Origin of the sequence: Janthinobacterium svalbardense, from assembly GCF_002327145.1 — a bacterium.
Classification (GTDB): domain Bacteria; phylum Pseudomonadota; class Gammaproteobacteria; order Burkholderiales; family Burkholderiaceae_D; genus Janthinobacterium; species Janthinobacterium tructae.
The window spans coordinates 3280283-3299312 of sequence record NZ_CP023422.1 but is presented as its reverse complement, the minus strand read 5'-3'; the positions used below and the strand labels follow the sequence as shown (position 1 = coordinate 3299312).

Sequence of the window (19030 nt, the reverse complement as noted above, 5' to 3'; positions counted from 1 at the left end):
CACATTGCGCTTGCCGGCAGCACGCGCAAAACGGCGGCCCAGGGCGGCGAAATCGTGTGTGTTGCCTAAATTTTAAATTCGATGTGGGGGAAGGACTTGAGCAGGCTCAAACGAAATAACAAAATTATATCGCTTTGATGAGCCCGCTTAGAGGCGATGCGAAGATCAGCGGCGTGATGGATGCTTTTGCAGGAATTGCGGCACTTTCGCGGCCGCCAGCTTGTTCAGCGACACCAGCAGGTCGGCGTCGACATCGGCGATGCCGTAGCTGCTGCGCAAATGGCGGCCGATATGGATCAGCACTTGCGCCGCCACCTCCGCATCGGACTCGGCCCTGTGGGCGGCGCTCTTGAAGGCGATGCCCAGCTGGCTCGACAGCAAGCCCAGCTTGTAGCTGGCCATGCCGGGAAACACGCGGCGCGACAGTTTCAAGGAACACACGAGCGACTGGTGCGCTGGTGTCAGGTTCAGCCTGGCGCTTTCCGCGCGCAGGAATTTTTCATCGAAGCTGGCATTGTGCGCCGACAAGGCATCGCTGCCGATGAAATCGAGTAACTGCGGCACCACCTCGGCCACGGGCGGCGCCTTGTCCACCATCGCCTGCGTGATGCCCGTCAAGCCCGTGATGAACGAGGGAATGCGCGCATTGCAGTTGATCAGGGTCACATAGCGGTCCGTGATCCGCCCGCCCTCGATGCGCAGCGCCGCCACTTCCGTGATGCGGTCGCCCATGTCGGGCGACAGTCCGGTCGTCTCGAAGTCGATCATGACGATCGGTTTGTCAAACACATTCATGAAGTCAGGCTCTTTCTGCGATGCTGCGATGGGCCAGCTTAGCCGAACTTGCGCACGGCGTCCAGCGCCAAGCCCGCACCGATACTGCCGAACAGGTCGCCTTCGACCTTGCGCGCGGCCGGCACCAGGGCGGCGATCTTTTCGCGTAACAGGCGCACGCCGGAAGAGCCGCCCGTGAAGAACACGGTGTCGACGGCGTCCGGCGCCACGCCCGCGTCGCGCAGCAGCCGCAGCACGGTGTCTTCCACGGAACCGCACAAATGGCCGATGGCGTCGTTGAATTGCGTGCGTTTCAGCAACAGGCTTTGCGCGGGCGACAAACGCTCCAGCTCCAGCTGCACTTCGGCCGCGTCGGACAGGGCGATCTTGCCCTCTTCCACCTTCATGGCCAGCCAGTGGCCGGCGCGCTCGTCGATCAGCTTTTGCAAGCGCCCCATCTTGTCTTGCTCACGCGCATCGCGGCACACGTCAGCCAGCTGCACCCAGATCTTCTTGGTGTACGCCAGGTTGATGGTGTGCCAGGTCGCCAGGTTGAAATAATAGCTGGACGGCACTTCGCTATTGTTATGCAGCCGGCTGCCATAGCCGAGCAAAGGCATGACGGAAGACAGGCTCAGATATTTATCGAAGTCCGTGCCACCGATGTGCACGCCGCCCGTGGCGAGGATGTCGTCGCGCCGCTCGGTTTTTTTGGCCCGCTCGGGCGACAGGCGCACCAGCGAAAAGTCGGAGGTACCGCCGCCGATGTCGGCGATCAGCACCAGCTCTTCGCGTTCGATCTGCGACTCGTAGTCGAACGCAGCGGCAATCGGCTCGAACTGGAAGGCGACGTCCTTGAAACCGACGGAACGGGCCACGTCGGCCAGGGTGTCTTGCGCCAGCTGGTCGGCTTGCGCATTGTCGTCGATAAAGAAAACGGGACGGCCGAACACGGCCGACGAGAATTCGCGGCCGGCCGATTGCTCCGCGCGGCGTTTCACTTCGCCGATGAATTGCGCCAGCAACATGCGGAATGGCAAGGCGCGGCCGCCCACTTCCGTCTGGCCATCGATGAGACTGGTACCCAGCAAGCTTTTCAGCGAGCGCATCAAACGGCCTTCGTAACCGGCCAGATAACCGGCCAGCGCCGCGCGGCCAAAACTGACTTCCTCGTCTTCCGCATTGAAGAAGACGACGGACGGTAAGGTCGTCTTGCCATCTTCCAGGCCGAGCATGGTGCTCTGCCCGGGACGTGCCCAACCTACCGTGGAATTTGACGTGCCGAAATCGACGCCGCAAGCATTGGCCATGTCGACCCTTCCCTGAATAAAGGGGCGTTATCTTATCAGAATGCACGCCATTGCACCAGAAAAATACTTCCGGCACGGCCAAGACAACAAGCTTGCTTTGCATCAAGTAGCGACGGCGTGCGCAAGCTACTCTTGGGATTGACGCCGAGCAACTCGGCAAGCTCCCGGAGACCCATCGGGCCCCATGCCCCCCTGCACCGCCTGCGCCACCTGCCCGCAGCTTTGCTGGCTGCCCTCCTCGCTTCCCTGGCCGGCCAGCCTGGCCAGCGCCGTCAACCTGGTCTTTTCCAGCACGGAACTGGCTTCGGCGGGCCAGGCCGGCAGTGAAGTGGCCGTCACGGCCCTCGTCAAGGATGGCGCCAACCTGGCCTTGCCAAACGCAACAATTTCCTTTTCCGCCGATTCCGGCATCCTTGGCAGCGTCGACGCCGTGACGGACAAGAACGGCCAGGCGCGCGCCCTGCTGGGTACCGGAGGCGCCAACAGCAACCGCAGCATCACAGTGACGGCAAACGTGGGCACGCGCAGCGGCAAGGGCACGGTGGCGGTCACGGGCAGCAGCGTAGAGTTGCTGGGGCCGGCCGCCTTGATGCTGGGCCAGGGCGCCGACCTCACCGTCACCGTGCGTGACTCGGCAAAGCGGCCCGTGGCCGGCGCCGCCATCGCCATCGCCTACAGCACGGGCGCCGGCAACGGCGTGCGCGTCAAGGATGGCGGCGCAGCGCTCAGCAATGCGCAGGGCCAGCTGGTGCTGCGCCTGACGGCAGGCAGCCTGGGCAAGGATGCCGTGTCCGTCAGCGCGCTGGGCGCCGCCGCCGCGCAAGCGTATGCCGTGGCCGGCAGCGACTTGCGCCTGAGTCCGGCCGTGGGCCAGGACGCCAGCGGTGCGGACGTGCTGCCGGAAGTGGCGATCCTGGCCTGCCAGGCCATCGACGTGCGCTATGACAAGGCGGGCGCTGCGCAGACGGGCAGCGCCAGCCTGTCCACCTCGCGCGGCAGCCTGTTTGCGGACAGCGCCTGCAGCCAGGCCTTGCCTGCCAGCTTGATCTTTAACAATGGCAACTTGCCACGCAGCTATGTGCAGTCGGCCAACGCGGGCGTGGCCAGCATCACGGCGGCCGTGGCGGGCGGGCCAACGGCGCAAACGCGGCTGGAATTCGTCGCGCCCCTGAGCGGCGCCAGCAAGCTGGCCGTGCAGGCGGAGCCGGCCGTGCTGCGCGCGAATACGAGCACTTCGGCGGCCTCGGCCGACAACGCCAGCAGCAGTATCAGCACAAGTATCAGCACAATCAGCGCCGTGGTGCGCGATGGCGCGGCGAACAACCTGGTCAAGAATGCGCCCGTCGTGTTTACCATCTTGAGCGACCCCAGCGGTGGCTACCTGCGACAGGCGGGCCGGGTGCTGACGGGCAGCGACGGCCTGGCGCGCGCCGTGTATGTGGCGGGGCCGGCCGATAGCGGGCGCGACGGCGTGCTGATCCAGGCCCGCATCGAAGGCGCAGCGCAAGCGGCGGCCACCGCCCTCGTGCGCCTGACGGTGGCGCGGCAAGCGCTGTCGATCAAGCTGGGCACGGGCAGCCTGCTGCGCGAGTATTCGACCAGCGTGCTGCAAAAGGACCTTACCGTGTTCGTTTCCGACAGCGCAGGCAACGCCGTGTCCGGCGTCGCCATCACGGCTGCCGCCTGGCCCAGCCGCTATGCCAAGGGATATTATGTGTGGGAGGCAGACAAGCCCGAGTTCCCCGACACGGGCGTCTGGCGCCTGACCCTGCCCCGCTACAGCTGCGCCAATGAAGATGTCTTGCGCAACGGCATTTTTGACGCCGCCTATGACCGCAACGGCAATGGCGTGCTCGATCCGGGCATCCCCCTGACCATCAGCGCCAGCGGCCTGAGCGACGCGCTGGGCATGGCCACCGTCACCCTCAGTTATCCGCGCAACCATGGTTCCTGGGTGCACGTCGCCCTGACGGTGCGCGGCACGGTCAGCGGCACGGAAGCGAGCGCCACGGCGGATTTTCCATTACCCACGCTGGCCAGCGATTTCAGCGCGCGCCGCGTGGACCCGCCAGGACGCATCAGCCCCTATGGCAGCGGCCCCTGCGACAGCCCCGACTGAGGGGCAAGCATACCACTTGCCTTTCAATCAAATTATTTGCAACATGGACAAGAAAACAGTCTTGCCACATGGAAATATTTTCGCTATGCTCATTTTTCCCGCCCAAGCCGCCACAAGCGGCCGGGCCTGCAGGAATACTTTGAGACAGATTGCTTGCCAGACCAATATGCGAAAAAAGAATACTGTAGCCTGGACACCCGGCACCACCGTCCGCCCCGTACCCGGCGCCGGACGGCGCGTGACCTCGTATGACGTGGCCCTGCTGGCCGGCGTGTCGCAATCGGCCGTGTCGCGCTGCTTCAAGCCGGGCGCCAGCATCTCGCCCGCCACCCAGGCCAAGGTCATGCAGGCGGCCCTCAGTCTCGACTACATCCCCAACGCGGCCGCGCGCAGCCTGATCACGCGGCGCTCGAACCTGGTGGCCGTCATCATTTCCAACCTGGCCAACCTGTACTATCCGCAAGTGCTGTCCGACCTGAGCCAGCAAATCGCCCGCCAGGGCAAGCGTTTATTATTGTTTACCCTGGAGCGCGAAGCCGATATCGGCAAAGTCTTGAGCGACGTATGGCAATACCAGGTCGATGGCGCCGTCGTGGCCGCCGGCCTGTCGGACGAGCAAATGCTTGAGTTTGGCCGGCGCGACGTGCCGCTGGTGCTGTTCAACCGCAGCCCCCGCGAGCACGCCGTGCATGCCGTGCTGTGCGACCAGGGGGAAGCGGCGCGCCTGCTCGTGTCGCGCCTGGCCGAGGCGGGTCACCGCCAGTTCGCCGTGATCGACGGCCCCGGCGACTCGGCCGTGGCGCAGGAACGCAAGGCCGGCGTGCTGGACAGGCTGTTCACGCTGGGCTTGCCCGCGCCCATCGTCGTCAGCGGCAACTACGATTACGCCAGCGGCGGACGGGGCTTACGCAAGGTCATCGACCGCCTGGGCCGCGTGCCGGACGCCGTCATTTGCGGCAACGACATCATGGCCATCGGCTGCCTGGACACGGCGCGCCACCAGATGGGCATCCAGGTGCCGCTGCAAATGTCCGTGGCCGGCTTCGACGCGCTGGAAGCGTCGGGCTGGCTCAGCTACGACATCACCACCCTGCGCCAGCCCGTGCAAAAGATGGCCACCGACGCCGTCGCCATGCTGGGAGAATTAATGGAACGGCGCGGCGGCAACGCCGAACGGCGCCGCTATTGTTCCTATCTGGTGGAAGGGAGCACGGCCAGGCTGACCAGCGAACCTCAGCGTTTCGGCATGATGGCCGCTGCTTAAAAGCAAAAAACCTCGCATCGCTGCGAGGTTTTAGCGTTCTGCTGCAATGAATATCAACCGAAGATCTTGCCCTTGAGCATACTCAAGCCCTGGCTGACGAGGTCATTGCCTTCTGGCACTTGACCGTTCGGCGTCAGCTTGTCGATCAGCTGGGGCAGCAAGGCTGCCAGGCCGCCCGAGGCCGCGTCCGGTGCGACGCCCGCTTTTTCAGCGATTTGGGTAATGGTGTCGGCACCCAGCGCATCCTTGATCTGTTCGCCGGAAACGGGCGCATTGGCGCCGGTGCCGATCCAGCTGGCCACCTGGTCGCCCAGGCCGCTTTCCTGGAATTTCTGCAGCAGGCCAGGCAAGCCGCCATGCTGGTTGACCAGCTCCATCACGCTGGCCATCAGCCCCGATGACGCCTCCCCATCCGCGCCCTTGTTGCCCAAAGCGCTCATCGCCTGTCCTGCAAGTTGATCTAGCAAACTCATCGTATTCTCCTGAACGCTGTCAATCAATGCCGCGCATAGCGGCGTCCGGTAAGGTCGGCGACATAGTCGCCGACACACACAACAATTATACTATATATAATATGAATGCCATATTGACAATTTAGCGAGCAACTCAAAAACAGGCTCTGCCGTAGCTGCGCCCACCTCCATCATATTTAGTTCGGCACAACATGCAAGCGTAAATTGACGGATCGCAGAAACATGTAACATAAATTTGCCTGCTTACGGAGGAGTATCAATTTCCGGGTGCTTAGCGGCTGACATCACACAATGCTCCTGAAGGTGCGCCTGCCCACAGTCGGCCTGGTCACTTGTGCGTAGACTGGCCCCATCACCACCACGAGGACGGCCCATGCCACACGCGCAACACCAGGATGAAGATGGCCAGCCCGGCGACGAAGGCGACTTGTCCGACCTGCTCAGCGAATTGCGCATCCTGCTGCCGGGCGCGCAGATGCTGACGGCCTTCCTCATCATCCTGCCTTTCAACGGCGGCTTCGCGAAGATCGTGCAGGCGGAAAAAGTCGTCTTCCTGCTGACGTTTTTCCTCTCCATGACCAGCCTGGTGCTGCTCAGCGCGCCAGCCATCCAGCACCGCGTGATGCGCCCCCTGCAAGACCGCGAGCGCTTCAAGCGCGTGGCCGACCGCATCATGATGTGCGGCGCCTTTTCGCTGGCGTTGGCGTTCATCCTCGGCACCAATCTGGTGATGTCGGAAGTGTTCGGCCACATCGCCGGCATCGTCGCCTGCGTACTGATGGGTGCGCTCATCATTTGCATGTGGTGGTGGCTGCCCCTGCACTTGAAGCACGCCAGAAAAATCTAGACGGCGAGGCCCGCCTGCTTCAGCAAGGTCACGAGGAAGATCCCCAACAACGGATGCATTCCGTGTTATCGTTAACAACAAGAGCAATCGCTGGTGTGTGCAGTGCAGCAGATTTTAGCCCTCGCCCAGCAGAGCTTGCCCGAATCTTTTACAATGTTGTCCTTGGGCAGTTGTTACAGCCCGAAAATACCGGCCAGCAGTCGACTCTGGTGGCGCATTGCCACTTCCGGCCGGGCCACAGCGCGCCTCTCCACCCTGTCACACCTTTACCCAACTAACAAGAACATGCACGCCTCCGTAGATCCCCTGATTCCGCGCGTCACTGCGCCTTTTGGCGCTGGCTATGCCGACCTGGCCCTGGCCCTCGGTGGCCTGGCCATCGGCACGGGCGAATTCGCCTCCATGAGCATCCTGCCCGTGGTGGCCGACGACCTGGGCACGACCTTGCCGCAGATGAGCCACATGATCAGCGCCTACGCGCTGGGCGTGGTCGTCGGCGCGCCCTTAATCACCATCTTCCTGGCGCGCATGCCGCGCCGGCTGATGCTGATCTGCCTGATGCTGATGTTCGCTGGCGGCAACTTGCTCAGCGCCATCGCTCCGAACTACGGCTTGCTGGTGGTGGCCCGTTTCGTGGCCGGCATCCCGCATGGCGCCTACTTTGGCGTGGCAGCGCTGGTGGCCGCTGCCCTGGCCGAACCGGACAAACGGGGACAAGCCGTGGCCCGCGTCCTGATGGGCTTGACTGTCGCAAATATCTTCGGCGTGCCGCTGGCCACGTATATCGGCCAGACCCTGGGCTGGCGCCCGGCCTTTTTGCTGGTCGCCGCGCTGGGCTTGCTGACCATGCTGATGGTGCGCATCTTCGTGCCCATGGTGGCCGCCGGCGATTCCAGCCCGCGCCGCGAACTGGGCGTATTCCGCCGCCTGCAAGTGTGGCTGACCCTGCTGATGGTGGCGATCGGCTTCGGCGGCATGTTCGCCGTCTACACCTTCATCACGCCCACCTTGCTGGAAATCACGAAAGTGTCGCCCCTGGTCATTTCCATCTTGCTGGCCATCATCGGTGTCGGCATGACCCTGGGCAATCTGATCGGCGGCTGGCTGGCCGACCGCTCGCGCCTGTGGACCATCTTCGGCGTGCTGCTGTGGAACGTGGCCGCGCTGGCCGCATTTACTTATACCAGCAGCAATGTCTGGCTGACGGCGATCAACCTGTTTGCCATCGGCGCCGGCATCGCCGTCGCTCCCGCCGTACAGACGCGCCTGATGGACGTGGCCGGCGACGCGCAAACCGTGGCCGCCGCCCTCAACCATTCCGCCTTCAACATCGCCAACGCGCTGGGCGCCTGGGCCGGCGGCATCGCCATTGCCATGGGCATGGGCTTGCGCTCGACCGGCTGGGTGGGCGCCATGCTGGCCTGCGGCGGCATCGTCGTGCTCGGTATTTCCGTGCTGGTGGAAAACCGCAGCCGCAATGTGGGCGGGGCGCAGCCGGCTTGATGGAGTAAGCGGGCGGCTGCCGGATCAGACGGCCGCCCGGCGCCTCATCACACAGCGACCTTAGGCATCCACCCACGCAAACAGCGCCTTGTCCGGCGTGGCAGATCGATGCCAGTTTGCTTTCAATTCCATGAGAAATCCGGCCAGGTCGAATGGCTGGGCTTCCATACCCGCCCATGGCGCCGTTCTGGACCATGCCACGGCAAGCTCCAGCAGGTCGTCATCCGCCATCCGGCCGATCGCTTGCGCAATCGCATCATTGAACACGTGAATATCGCGCCCCTCGATCCGCAGGGGCCGCAGCGCATGTTCTGCCGACTGGGTCAGCAATTGCCCCAGCGACGCCAAGTCCAGTTCCCCTGGCAAGGTGATGCCTGAGACGGGAAACGCATCGAAGGCATCTTCCCAGCTGGCACATGCGCGCATCTCGGCGTCGGAACAGACAAAAATATCGATCTTCTTCATGTATTCAATTCATGCATCAGTACAGTTGCTTGTTGATGAGTCCAAGCAGTTGCGCATGGACGTTTTCCGCCTCCAGCACAATCACACGCAAATCCGCCAGTGCATGCGCTGCTTCGTTCAGCCGTCAACTCCCCCTTGGGGTACCGGCAACAAGGCGGCTCCCCTTCCTGTGTGACATCGGCAGCAAGCTGCAACTGGCCGCCAGCGGCGCTCAAGCGCAAGGCTAGCCCTGCCGGTTTGACCTCTCGCGGTCATACCGCCGCTCAAAAGCGTCAACATCGGCAGCTTCTGCCCACAAGCTGGCAATGTAGTCGAACTCCAGCTCGAACGGCTGCTGAAAATCAGGCACATCGATCGCGTACTCGCAATTGCGGCTCAGCATGACCAGCCAGTCGGGATAGCCGAGGGCTGGATACAAGCGCGTCAGCCTGGCGTCGAGCGATTGCACGCTTTCCCGGCCTGCCAGGTAGGCGGCGCGCAGTTCGACGATGTATTTGCCAGCGAGGAATTGTTCCTCCAGGCGCGCGTCGCCACGGTAGCGCCCGATGATGGCCTCGGCCAGCGGCAGCACCTCGTCGTCACCCCGGGCGCTGGCCAGCAGCACGATATCGAGATCGTCGCCCTCCTGGTCCAGGCGCAAGCGTTCCACGGCCCAGTCCACGCAGCGGTCCGCCCGGCCATCGCCATGGCGCAGCTGGAAGCATTCCAGCTCAAGTTCTGTCAATTGTTCCATTGTTATTCTTTGTGCGCGTCATGGACGTAAATGAACGCAATAATTCAGCCACGGCCCGGATACGCGCCCGGCTAGCTGCCATAAACGGCGTACGGTACGCGGCACGATGATTGTTGCGGGCATATTATACGACAGGCAGCGAAAAGCCCGCGCATGGGATAAGGTCCGAGAAGACTGGGAGCACGCTTCGATATGGAAGAGAGGGAAACAATTAATTATATTGCCGCGCAGCGCGGCATTTAATCAGAACAAGGAAAACAATGAATAAAATAGAAACATAGAATTCCTGGCGAATCAGGAAAGAATTCTTTTAAAGAAACATCAAAACAGGCCATGCGCGCGGCATGCCGAACATGGCCCTTGCCCGATTATTGCGGATTCGACGCCACGATGAAGGGATCGAAGGTCAGCAGCGTATTACCCGCCAGCAACAAGGTCATCGTATATTGCACATTGCTGCCTTTTGCATTGACGCGGCCGCCCCATACGGTGTTGTTGTATTGCGGGTAAGGCGCCGGATTGACCATGCCGTTACTGATGGCAGTGCCGCCGAAGCTGTGGATGGAAACCTGCTCGGCCGGGTCCAGCGATTCGACGTTCCAGACGATGGTGTCGCCGTTCTGGCAAGTCGTCACCAGTTCATTGCCGCCCTCGTTGCCGTTGCCCGAGTAGCCAGTCGTATCGACCATGAAGACATACTTGCTCAGATTGCTTTGCGCCACTGCCTGACCGACATTGACCGCTACCAGTACATTAATTGTTGCCATGGTTTTACCCCTCTTTGGAATGGAATTAAACATTACAACTATCCTTTGTGCGATGAAATAATGAAGGCCCAGCCAGGTTTCCGGCAGCGCTTTCGGCGCAATCGCATTCCTTCACTGGCGCATAAAAATACGCAAAATGTATCAATTAAAAATACACAGAATATATCAATAAATCACAAAATCTATCAATAACATCACGCACCCGATGATCAATAATACTTTCTTGATCTCCATTACCTCAACCACGATGAGAGGATATTTTAATTATTTTTTCAAGTCAAATTATTTTTAATAATATTCAAAATCTATCCATTAATAACATTTCATTTCCAAATGAAATTTCTTATAGATTGAATATTGGCATTCCGTGTTTGATTTACCGCAAACAATAGCGGCATACCGACGGGCACGATGATGGGAAGAGAGAAGACAGGCACAGGCAATAGGTGCCGCAGGCGAGCTGCACGGCCCTGCGGCAACTCAGGTGGTTTGCAGCCTCTTTTGCAGCACCGTATCGAGCTCATAAAAATCCACGGATCGGCACGGCTGAAGCCGCCCCGGTAGCCTGCCGCCGCATCGTCGATCATCGTCGATATAGCACAGCGCCTGTGACGCACCGCGCGATTACCCTGGGGCAACAGCAGCGTCGCTGGACAAATTCTACGTTATGGCTGATAATGAGAACGATTCCCATTATCAAAATACTAGGGCCGTGCCTGGCTTTTCCCTGTGAGCCCCGGTGGCGAATGCTGGCGGCAACAAGCCGGTTTCATGTTGAAGGTTTGTACCGCATGCGCGCTTTCTGGACTGTCATACACCGCTGGGCCGGTCTCACCATCGCCCTCTTCCTCATCGTTGCAGGCCTCACGGGCGCCGTCACCTCGTGGGACCATGAACTGGACGAATGGCTCAACGCCGACATCATGGACACGCCGGGCCGCGGCCCCCTGCAGCAACCATTTGCGCTGGCGCAAAAGGTCGCAGCCGCCGACCCGCGCGTGGCAGTCAACTACATGACCCTGGGCCTGGAAGCAGGCCATGCAGCCGCCTTCATGGTGCGCCCCCTGACCGATCCGGCGACCAACAAGCCGTTCGTGCTCGACTACAACACCGTGTACATCGACCCCGTCACGGCGCACATCACGGGCACGCGCGATTCGACGGCCATTTCCCTGTCGCGCCGCAGCCTGATGCCGTTCCTGCGCCACCTGCACTACAGCCTGCACGTGCCCGCCTTCTGGGGCACGGACCGCTGGGGCTACTGGCTGATGGGGAGCGTCGCCCTGATCTGGCTGCTCGACAGCATGGTGGCGTTGTACCTGACCACGCCACGCCGTTTGCGCCCACGCGCGCAGGACGAGGCGCCGCGCCACCGCGACGCCGCCAGCTGGTGGCAGCGCTGGAAACCGTCGTGGGTGGTGCGCTGGGCGGCGGGCGGCTACAAGCTCAATTTCGATTTGCACCGCGCGGGCGGCCTGTGGGTGTGGGCCATCATCATCGTCGTCGCGTTCACCTCGTTCTCGCTGAACCTGTACCGCGAAGTGTTTTATCCCGTCATGTCGCTCGTTTCCACCACCACGCCGGGGCCGTACGAAACGCAGACGCCGGCGCCCTACGGCACGTATATCACGCCCGTGATCGGCTTCGAACAGGCCGTGGACATTGCCAAAAAACAAGCCGTGCAGCGCGGCATCACGGCGCCCATCGGCGGCATTTATTATGGCGGCAATTATTCGTTCTACAACGTCTCGTTCTTCGACCCCGCCGACGAATTCGGCGCGGCCGGCATGGGCCTGTCGAACCTGTACGTCGACGGCATGGACGGCAGCATCATCGGCCAGCACAAGCCCTGGGAAGGCACGGCCGCCGACGTCTTCGTGCAACTGCAATTCCCCCTGCACTCGGGCCGCATCCTCGGCTTGCCGGGACGCATCTTGATGTCCTGCATGGGCATCATGGTCGCCATGCTGTCGGTGACGGGCATCGTCATCTGGGAAAGAAAGCGCCGCGCGCGCCGGCTGCAGGCGCATAAATTGAAGGCGGTGGAAACCCGTTTATAGCGTCAAGACGTCACACTACGGCTTCAATTCGCCCGGCTGTGGCCCCTGCCGCGCAGCGGCGCTCGCCACCGCCAGCCGCTCCAGCGCCAGTTGATGTGCCTTTTCCAGCGCTTGGCTGGCCGGCACGCCGATATCGGGCGTCACGCCGATGCCTTCCCAGTTGCTCTTGGTGATCGGATTGATGGCGCGCCCGTTCGGGATGAAGGCGGCGAAATGCGGACCCAGCTCACGCATGCGGCCGGGATTGGCGCCCAATCCACCCAAGTTAAGCAACAGGCTGCCATCAAGCAGCCTTGTAGGCCATGTATTTATGGGGCTTGTAGGCGTTGGTTTGCCGTGACCTTGATTGTCCTGGGCGATGTAGAAACGTTCGCTTGGCGATCAGAGCCAGCGCGTCGGCAAGCAAGTGTGCTGCCGCCAGCCCAAGCAGCAACGATGGCAAGAGCGGCTTGAGTACCGAATGGACATAGGCGCGGTTGATGCGTCTGTCCGTCGGCAATGCATCTTGCTGGCCGGCGGCACAGCTCGCCAACGCCTGCAGGTTATCGCATATTACCTTGGCGGCCAGATCCTGCATCAGGGCCTGCTGTGACAGTCCCGTCACGTGCTCCAGATGAAGGCGGTGTTTGATGCGCTTGAAGGCTTCCTCAATGCGCCAGCGTTGGTGGTAGAGGTCTCCGAACAATGCGGCAGGGAATTGTTCAACGTCCAGTAAATTGGTCATCAGAACACGCACCTTGCCGGTCGAGGCAACGTGGCGTATCAGGCGCACGGTCTGCGGTTCAGCGGGACATTCATAGTCAAGCGCATCGCGCCGATCCGGCGCCCGCAGCGTGACGATCTGCTCCTGCAGCCCCGACTTCAGAAACTGATTGACGCAGGGAAAGCCTCCGCCGCGGGCCTGCTCGACACGCATGCAGAAGGCAATGCGGCGCTGGTTCAACACGGCGGGCATCCAGTAACATGGATAGCCTCGGTCCAGCAACAGCAGATCTTCCTTGCCAAGCTGGTCGAGCTGTTCGAACAGCATCTGGCGTTCGCCGACGTCGGTACTGTATAGCGAGGCCGAGAGCATCAATTCGGCACCGGGCAGAAACAAGCCAAACACCAGTTGATCGGCCACGGCGGCGCGTTTGACATGGCTGGCGCGCAAGCCAAAGCGAACGGTCGAGGCGTCAGCGGCGACCAGCCTGAAACCGTGCCAGCGCGGCAGGTAGCCATGCTGCTGTGCTTGTGCAATGAGCCAGTCGTTAAGCTCTGGGATGGCCGTGGTAGCAAGTTTTGAGCGTGCCTGAGCGAAAGCTTGGGCGCTCACCTGGTGCGTCAGTTGCGCCTGCTGTTGCAGATGGCCAAAGAATTCATCAAGTTCGGTTTGCACGCTCTTGCGCATGCCGGTGAGCATGAGCGCCACCAAGGATGGCAGCGGCAGTTTGCGGCGACGTTGAAACGCCGTCGGATGATCAGGATGGCGGGCGCTAAGCCGAAACTGGTCGGATTGAAGATGCTCGGAGAAATCGGACAGCAAGGAAGCGAGCGACATGAAAGGCCAATGAAGATCAAAAGACCTTCATTGGCCGCCGCCTTGCCGCTGTCGAAAAAAGAGAGGTCAGCAAGGCGGCGGCCGCGCAAAGCCAGTGCCACGTCAAGCACTATTTCATTGAATTGCCAGCAATTGCGCGGGCTTGCTCCTTAACTTGGGTGGATTGGGGTCCGACCCCGGACTTTGCTTTGGGGATAAACTTAAACCGCACTATCCCAAGGCGCCGACAACCTCACGGCGCAATTGATCAAGCCCACCATCGAATACGTCTGCGGAAAGTTCCCCCACATTTCGCCCGTCACCGGGTGCGTGTCTTCCGACAGCAAGCCCAGGTGGTTGCGCGCCATTAGCATCGTCTCGAAGATTTTGCGCGCTTCGTCTTTCCTGCCGATGCGCGCCAGGGCGTCGATGCGCCAGAAGGTGCAGATGTTGAAGGCTGTTTCCGGTTTACCGAAGTCGTCGGGCGCTTCGTAGCGGCGCATGTAGGGGCCGTCGCACAGCGATGCTTCCAGCGCGTCGACGGTCGCGATGAAACGCGGGTCCATGGGGTCGATGAAGTTGACTTCCGCCATCAGCAAGACGGAGGCGTCGAGGTCGCGCCCGCCCAGGCTTTCCGCGAAGGCCTGGCGCTCCTCGCTCCACGCTTCGCGCAGTAATCTTTCGCGGATCAGCACGGCGCGGCTGTTCCAGTGGTCGGCCCGGTCCGGCAAGCCCAGTTTATGGGCCACTTTCGCCAGACGGTCGCAGGCGGCCCAGCTCATCAGCATGGACGAGGTGTGGACCCGGGCCCGCGTGCGCAGCTCCCACATGCCCGCGTCCGGCTCCGCATGCAGCCTGAAAGCCTGGTCGCCCACGGCTTCCAGTGCGGCAAACTCGGCCTTGCCGGCCCGGTGGAACAGCCGGTGGTCAAGGAAGGCCTGCGCCGCGCCCAATACAATATTGCCGTAGACATCGTGCTGGAAGTGTTCCTGCGCCTGGTTGCCCACGCGCACGGGGCCATTGCCCCGGTAGCCGGGCAAGTGGTCGAGCGTGGATTCCGGCAATTGCTCTTCCAGGCCGATGCCGTACAGGGGCTGGATGTGGCCGCCCTTCGAGCGGGCGACGATATTCGTCAGCCAGCGCAAATACTCTTCCATCGTGCCCACTTCCGACAGGCTGTTCAACGCGCGCACGACGAAGAAGGCGTCGCGCAGCCAGCAATAGCGGTAATCCCAATTGCGGCTGCTACCGGGCGCTTCCGGGATGCTGGTGGTCATGGCGGCGATGATGGCGCCCGTGTCTTCATACAGCGACAGTTTCAGAGTGATGGCCGCGCGAATGACCACGTCCTGCCATTCCAGCGGCACGGCCAGGCGGCGCGTGTAGGTGCGCCAGTAATTGATGGTTTCCTTTTCGAAGATGCGCGCCGTCTCGTCGATGCCGCCAGCCAGCGTTTCATCGGGCCCCAGCAAGAAGTTGGCCGTGCCCCCCAGAACGAAATACGTTTCACTCAGTACATAGTTGAGCGATACATCCGTGTTCAGGCGCAAAGTCTGTTCCGGTCCCACATAGCGGATGTGGTGGCTGCCCTGTGTGATCTGCGGCGCCAGCTTGCCCCAGTCGTAGCGGGGCCGCAGGCGCACGCGGATGCGCACGGCGTGGTCGAGCGGGCGCACGCGGCGGATCAGCATCAGCGGGCGGAACATGCGGTCGCGGCTGAGGAATCGGGGCGCGAAATCCGTGATTTCCACGCCGCGCCCTTCGGTGTCGTACAGGCGCGTGCGCAAAACGGCCGTGTTCGGCTCGTAAAATTGCTCGCTGCGCGCATAGTTTTCAATGTCGATGGCCCACACGCTGCCGTTTTCCGTGTCGTCCAGCAAGCGGTTGAAGACGGGATCGCCATCGAAGCGGGGCAGGCAGGACCAGACGACCTGCCCTGCCTGGTCGATCAGGGCGTTGAAGGCGCAATTGCCCACCACGCCGCAGTTCAGGCTAGCCTGGATGGGCGTGGCGGGCGCAGCCGCGCTGGCCGCCGCAGTGGCGGAAGCGGCCTGCAAAGCGGCGGCGCCGCTGGGCGTGTCATACGGTGGTTCTTGGGAACTCGTCATCATCTACTCCTTCTGGGGATACGCAGGCGGCCAGCAGCGCGGCGCGCAAGGCGCCCGGACTGGCCAGGCGCAGGGTGGCGGCGCTGGGGCCGAGGCCCACTTTCACGCCCTGCCCGCCAACTTGTTGTACAAAGGCAAAGCCTGCCTCATCGGTGGTGTCGTCGCCCGCGAACACGGGCCGGCGGCCGGCAAACGGGGTTTCGCGCAGGAAGGCGGCGATGGCGCCGCCCTTGTCGGTGGCGGCCGGCTTGGCTTCCAGGACCATTTTGCCATGCAACAGCAACACCCCCGGGCACGCTTGCACGGCGGCCGTCATTTCCTGCGAGCACAAATGTTCGAGTTCGGGCGCCAGGCGGTAATGCAGGGCCACAGCGCCGCGCTTCTGTTCCACCAGCAAGCCGGGGTGGACAGCGGCCAGCGCCTGCGCGCGCGCCAGCACGGGAGAGACGTCGGGCGTGGCCGCCACGTGCAACACGCCATCGGCGCCGCGCCGCTCCACACCATGCACGCCGGCCACCGGCAAGACCAGGGGCGCCAGCATGGCATCGATCTGCGCCACGGGACGCCCGGAAATAAGCGCCAGCGCGCCGCCATGGCGCTCGACCAGCAGCGCCAGCGCTTCCACCACGCCCGGCTCCAGGCGCACGCCGTCGGGCGTGGGCGCCAGATCGACCAGGGTGCCGTCAAAGTCGAGAAAAACGGCGCTGCCGGGAGTACTCAGCAGCTGCAGCAGGGCCGCGCTATCGTCAGGGATATCGGCCATCAGAGCCCCTTGCGCCGCTTGATGCGGCTGTGGGCGTCGATCTTGGTCATGACCTTGTCGCGCTGGCGCAAGCGGGCCGCGTCCAGCAGCATGCGCCCGGCCCAGCGGTAGACATTGAAATGTTTCACACGTGCCCGCATGCTTTTCATGCGCTCGCGCTGCTCCACGGGCGGCATCACGAGGCCACGGTACAGGGCATCGGCGCCCTGCTCGATGTGATACGGGTTGATGATCAGCGCTTCATGCAGTTCGCGCGCCGCGCCCGTGAATTGCGACAGCACCAGCACGCCCAGCTCATCGTCGCGCGCGGCGATGAATTCCTTGGCCACCAAATTCATGCCGTCATGCAAGCTCGTCACCATGCACACCTCCGAAGCGCGGAAATAGCGCTGCAAGTCGCCCTGGCCATGGTGTTCCGCTTTCAGCAGGATGGGTACATAGCTGCCGCTGCCGAAGCGGCGGTTGATGCGCTCGACCATCTTGCGCACGCGGGCGTCGAAGCTTTGATATTCATCGAGCGAGGCGCGGCTGGGGGCGGCAATTTGCACGAAAGTGAAATTGCCGACCATGCCGGGCTGCTGTTCCAGCATGCGCTCGACGGCCTGGAAGCGCTCGACGATGCCTTTCGTGTAGTCGAGGCGATCGACGCCGATACCCAGCAAGTGGTCGGGCGCCACGCCCAGTTCGGCGCGGATTTGCGCGCGGCAGGTAGCCACGTCGGGCTGTTCGGGATTATCCTCGGGCCAGGCGATGGAGATCGGGTAATCCTCGACCTGCGTCATCTCGCCGCCATACGAAATCGTGGAAGCCTCCGGTTCGATGCGGGTTTCCAGGTAGCGGTCCACCGTTTCGAGGAAATTCTTGCGGTGGAACGGCGTGTGGAAACCGAGGATCGTGCTGCCCAGCAAGCCGTCGAGGATTTCCTCGCGCCAAGGGCAAATGCCGAACGATTCCGAGTTCGGCCAAGGGATATGCCAGAAAGTGATAATGGTCGCCTTCGGCAAGGCTTCGCGCACCATGCGCGGCAGCAAGGCAAAGTGATAATCCTGCACCAGCACGACGGGGTTGTCCGTCTTCGCTTCGGCAATCACGGCGTCGGCGAAGCGGCGGTTGACCTTCACATACTGCTCCCAGTCGGACGAGCGGAACACGGGGCGCACGTGGGCGATATGGCACAGCGGCCACATGCCTTCATTGGCAAAACCATAATAATAGCCCTGCTCTTCCTCTTGCGTCAGCCACACGCGGCGCAAGGTATAGCTGGGATTATCGGGCGGCACGGCCACATGGTCGAATTTATCCACCGTCTCGCGGTCGGCGGAACCGGCGCCATGCGCGATCCAGGTGCCGGAGCACGCGCGCATCACGGCTTCCACGGCCGTTACCAGGCCGCTGGCAGGACGCTGCACCGCTATCCCATCTTCCGTTTTGGTGTGGATATACGGTTCGCGGTTCGATACCACCAGCACTTGATCTCCCGCCAGGTCTGCTTCCAGCAAGCCGCGCAGTTTTTCCGGCGTCCACTCCGAGGTCCAGCCGTTGTCGCCTTGGCGTTCCAGATGGTATTCCTGCAGCAATTCGCGCAAGTCGCCGATCAGTGGCTGCATTTCCGGCGGCGGCGCGGGTGCGGCGGCGGGCGCATCGGCAGCCTGGACGGCCGTGACGCTGCGCGGCATCAACTCGCCCCGCAATATATCTTTCACGGCCGACAGCCAGCCACGCCAGCTCAGGTGGGCGACGAACACGGTCATCAGGGAAATCAGCACAGCCAGCACGGCCAGGAAGGCAAAAATAAAACGCTTGGTATCGGTATTGCGGCGCTCGACAAAGCTCATGTCTTGCACCAGCACCAGGCGCCCCAGCTGGGACGCATCCTGCATGACGGGCGTTTCGCTGAGGTGGACTTGCCCTTGCGGCAATTGCGCCAGGGATTTGTACAGGCCGCCCGTGGGAGGCGTGCTCCAGCAGCCGATGGATGCCGGGTATTGCGCGGATTGGTACAGCAAGTGGCCCGCATTATCGCAAAAGCCGATGGCGATCAGGCGTTCGTCGCGCGTGGCGCCCTGGAACAGTTCGCCGATGCGGGTGGCGTCTTGCGCGGGCAGGTATTCGGTGAGCGAGGGCCGCAGGGTTCCAGCGAGCAATTCGGCCCGGCTGTCGAGGTCGCGCACATACCAGCGCAAGGTAATATTATCGAGCAGGGGTACCACAATATAAGCAAACAATCCCAGCACCAGGGCCAGCGGCAGGATGAAGCGCAAGGACATTCGGAGTGATCGTACTATCATCGTTTTCCTTTGCAGACATAAACAACCATTGCAAGTA

At 62.2% G+C, this 19030-nt stretch carries 16 protein-coding genes; 5 read left to right on the top strand and 11 right to left on the bottom strand.

Features of this window, described 5'->3' with window-relative positions; translation table 11 throughout:
• Positions 1 to 165: 165 nt before the first annotated feature.
• On the bottom strand, positions 166 to 795 hold the full coding sequence (locus tag CNX70_RS14640) for a 3'-5' exonuclease (RefSeq protein WP_170846245.1): 630 nt from the start codon (positions 793 to 795) through the stop codon (positions 166 to 168).
• A gap of 38 nt (positions 796 to 833) precedes the next feature.
• On the bottom strand, positions 834 to 2084 hold the full coding sequence (locus CNX70_RS14635; RefSeq protein ID WP_096235278.1) for an Hsp70 family protein: 1251 nt from the start codon (positions 2082 to 2084) through the stop codon (positions 834 to 836).
• A 184-nt stretch (positions 2085 to 2268) separates the two neighbouring features.
• Here CNX70_RS14635 and CNX70_RS14630 point away from each other — a divergent pair, with 184 nt between their 5' ends.
• Entirely contained in the window at positions 2269 to 4203 is a 1935-nt protein-coding gene (locus CNX70_RS14630) for an Ig-like domain-containing protein (RefSeq protein WP_096235277.1), read from the top strand.
• Between the two features lie 166 nt (positions 4204 to 4369).
• Positions 4370 to 5467 carry a LacI family DNA-binding transcriptional regulator gene (locus CNX70_RS14625; protein WP_096235276.1) on the top strand — a complete coding sequence of 366 codons (1098 nt, stop codon included), beginning with the start codon at positions 4370 to 4372 and terminating at the stop codon, positions 5465 to 5467.
• A 53-nt stretch (positions 5468 to 5520) separates the two neighbouring features.
• Here CNX70_RS14625 and CNX70_RS14620 read toward each other — a convergent pair whose 3' ends face one another.
• Positions 5521 to 5940, bottom strand: a complete 420-nt coding sequence (locus CNX70_RS14620; protein ID WP_096235275.1) for a YidB family protein — start codon at positions 5938 to 5940, stop codon at positions 5521 to 5523.
• Between the two features lie 373 nt (positions 5941 to 6313).
• Between CNX70_RS14620 and CNX70_RS14615 the strand changes: the two genes are divergently transcribed.
• Entirely contained in the window at positions 6314 to 6787 is a 474-nt protein-coding gene (locus CNX70_RS14615; RefSeq protein WP_096235274.1) for a DUF6328 family protein, read from the top strand.
• 285 nt (positions 6788 to 7072) lie between these two features.
• Complete coding sequence (locus CNX70_RS14610) at positions 7073 to 8290, top strand: MFS transporter (RefSeq protein WP_096235273.1); 1218 nt, start codon at positions 7073 to 7075, stop codon at positions 8288 to 8290.
• Between the two features lie 60 nt (positions 8291 to 8350).
• On the opposite strand, the gene CNX70_RS14605 is transcribed toward CNX70_RS14610, so the two are convergent.
• The 3 genes from CNX70_RS14605 to CNX70_RS14595 all read right to left on the bottom strand — a co-directional run bounded on the left by CNX70_RS14605 (position 8351) and on the right by CNX70_RS14595 (position 10255).
• Positions 8351 to 8755: a hypothetical protein gene (locus CNX70_RS14605; protein WP_096235272.1), complete on the bottom strand. Its 405-nt coding sequence runs from the start codon at positions 8753 to 8755 to the stop codon at positions 8351 to 8353.
• A 223-nt stretch (positions 8756 to 8978) separates the two neighbouring features.
• Complete coding sequence (locus CNX70_RS14600; protein ID WP_096235271.1) at positions 8979 to 9488, bottom strand: hypothetical protein; 510 nt, start codon at positions 9486 to 9488, stop codon at positions 8979 to 8981.
• A gap of 368 nt (positions 9489 to 9856) precedes the next feature.
• Positions 9857 to 10255: a DUF8788 domain-containing protein gene (locus tag CNX70_RS14595; RefSeq protein ID WP_096235270.1), complete on the bottom strand. Its 399-nt coding sequence runs from the start codon at positions 10253 to 10255 to the stop codon at positions 9857 to 9859.
• 791 nt (positions 10256 to 11046) lie between these two features.
• Here CNX70_RS14595 and CNX70_RS14590 point away from each other — a divergent pair.
• Positions 11047 to 12315 carry a PepSY-associated TM helix domain-containing protein gene (locus tag CNX70_RS14590; RefSeq protein WP_096238469.1) on the top strand — a complete coding sequence of 423 codons (1269 nt, stop codon included), beginning with the start codon at positions 11047 to 11049 and terminating at the stop codon, positions 12313 to 12315.
• 15 nt (positions 12316 to 12330) lie between these two features.
• Here CNX70_RS14590 and CNX70_RS14585 read toward each other — a convergent pair whose 3' ends face one another.
• From CNX70_RS14585 to CNX70_RS14565, 5 genes are all read right to left on the bottom strand, one after another.
• The gene (locus CNX70_RS14585) at positions 12331 to 12588 is read right to left on the bottom strand and encodes a S41 family peptidase (RefSeq protein ID WP_157751025.1); all 258 of its coding nucleotides are present in this window, start codon (positions 12586 to 12588) and stop codon (positions 12331 to 12333) included.
• Between the two features lie 10 nt (positions 12589 to 12598).
• The gene (locus CNX70_RS14580) at positions 12599 to 13855 is read right to left on the bottom strand and encodes an IS4 family transposase (RefSeq protein WP_096235268.1); all 1257 of its coding nucleotides are present in this window, start codon (positions 13853 to 13855) and stop codon (positions 12599 to 12601) included.
• A 200-nt stretch (positions 13856 to 14055) separates the two neighbouring features.
• The gene (locus tag CNX70_RS14575) at positions 14056 to 15942 is read right to left on the bottom strand and encodes a glycoside hydrolase family 15 protein (protein ID WP_096235267.1); all 1887 of its coding nucleotides are present in this window, start codon (positions 15940 to 15942) and stop codon (positions 14056 to 14058) included.
• The gene (gene otsB / locus CNX70_RS14570) at positions 15914 to 16705 is read right to left on the bottom strand and encodes a trehalose-phosphatase (protein WP_096235266.1); all 792 of its coding nucleotides are present in this window, start codon (positions 16703 to 16705) and stop codon (positions 15914 to 15916) included. The genes CNX70_RS14575 and otsB overlap by 29 nt, the downstream gene beginning before the upstream one ends.
• Positions 16705 to 18993 (bottom strand): alpha,alpha-trehalose-phosphate synthase (UDP-forming), encoded by a 2289-nt coding sequence (locus CNX70_RS14565; RefSeq protein WP_167389665.1) that lies wholly within the window; start codon positions 18991 to 18993, stop codon positions 16705 to 16707. Before CNX70_RS14565 ends, otsB begins: the two co-directional genes overlap by 1 nt.
• Between the last annotated feature and the right edge of the window lie 37 nt (positions 18994 to 19030).

Coding starts and splice junctions, on each gene's coding strand:
- CNX70_RS14640 (WP_170846245.1), bottom strand. CDS start 795: ATGAATGTGTTTGACAAACCGATCGTCATGATCGACTTCGAGACGACC.
- CNX70_RS14635 (WP_096235278.1), bottom strand. CDS start 2,084: ATGGCCAATGCTTGCGGCGTCGATTTCGGCACGTCAAATTCCACGGTA.
- CNX70_RS14630 (WP_096235277.1), top strand. CDS start 2,269: ATGCCCCCCTGCACCGCCTGCGCCACCTGCCCGCAGCTTTGCTGGCTG.
- CNX70_RS14625 (WP_096235276.1), top strand. CDS start 4,370: ATGCGAAAAAAGAATACTGTAGCCTGGACACCCGGCACCACCGTCCGC.
- CNX70_RS14620 (WP_096235275.1), bottom strand. CDS start 5,940: ATGAGTTTGCTAGATCAACTTGCAGGACAGGCGATGAGCGCTTTGGGC.
- CNX70_RS14615 (WP_096235274.1), top strand. CDS start 6,314: ATGCCACACGCGCAACACCAGGATGAAGATGGCCAGCCCGGCGACGAA.
- CNX70_RS14610 (WP_096235273.1), top strand. CDS start 7,073: ATGCACGCCTCCGTAGATCCCCTGATTCCGCGCGTCACTGCGCCTTTT.
- CNX70_RS14605 (WP_096235272.1), bottom strand. CDS start 8,755: ATGAAGAAGATCGATATTTTTGTCTGTTCCGACGCCGAGATGCGCGCA.
- CNX70_RS14600 (WP_096235271.1), bottom strand. CDS start 9,488: ATGGAACAATTGACAGAACTTGAGCTGGAATGCTTCCAGCTGCGCCAT.
- CNX70_RS14595 (WP_096235270.1), bottom strand. CDS start 10,255: ATGGCAACAATTAATGTACTGGTAGCGGTCAATGTCGGTCAGGCAGTG.
- CNX70_RS14590 (WP_096238469.1), top strand. CDS start 11,047: ATGCGCGCTTTCTGGACTGTCATACACCGCTGGGCCGGTCTCACCATC.
- CNX70_RS14580 (WP_096235268.1), bottom strand. CDS start 13,855: ATGTCGCTCGCTTCCTTGCTGTCCGATTTCTCCGAGCATCTTCAATCC.
- CNX70_RS14575 (WP_096235267.1), bottom strand. CDS start 15,942: ATGACGAGTTCCCAAGAACCACCGTATGACACGCCCAGCGGCGCCGCC.
- otsB (WP_096235266.1), bottom strand. CDS start 16,705: ATGGCCGATATCCCTGACGATAGCGCGGCCCTGCTGCAGCTGCTGAGT.
- CNX70_RS14565 (WP_167389665.1), bottom strand. CDS start 18,993: ATGATAGTACGATCACTCCGAATGTCCTTGCGCTTCATCCTGCCGCTG.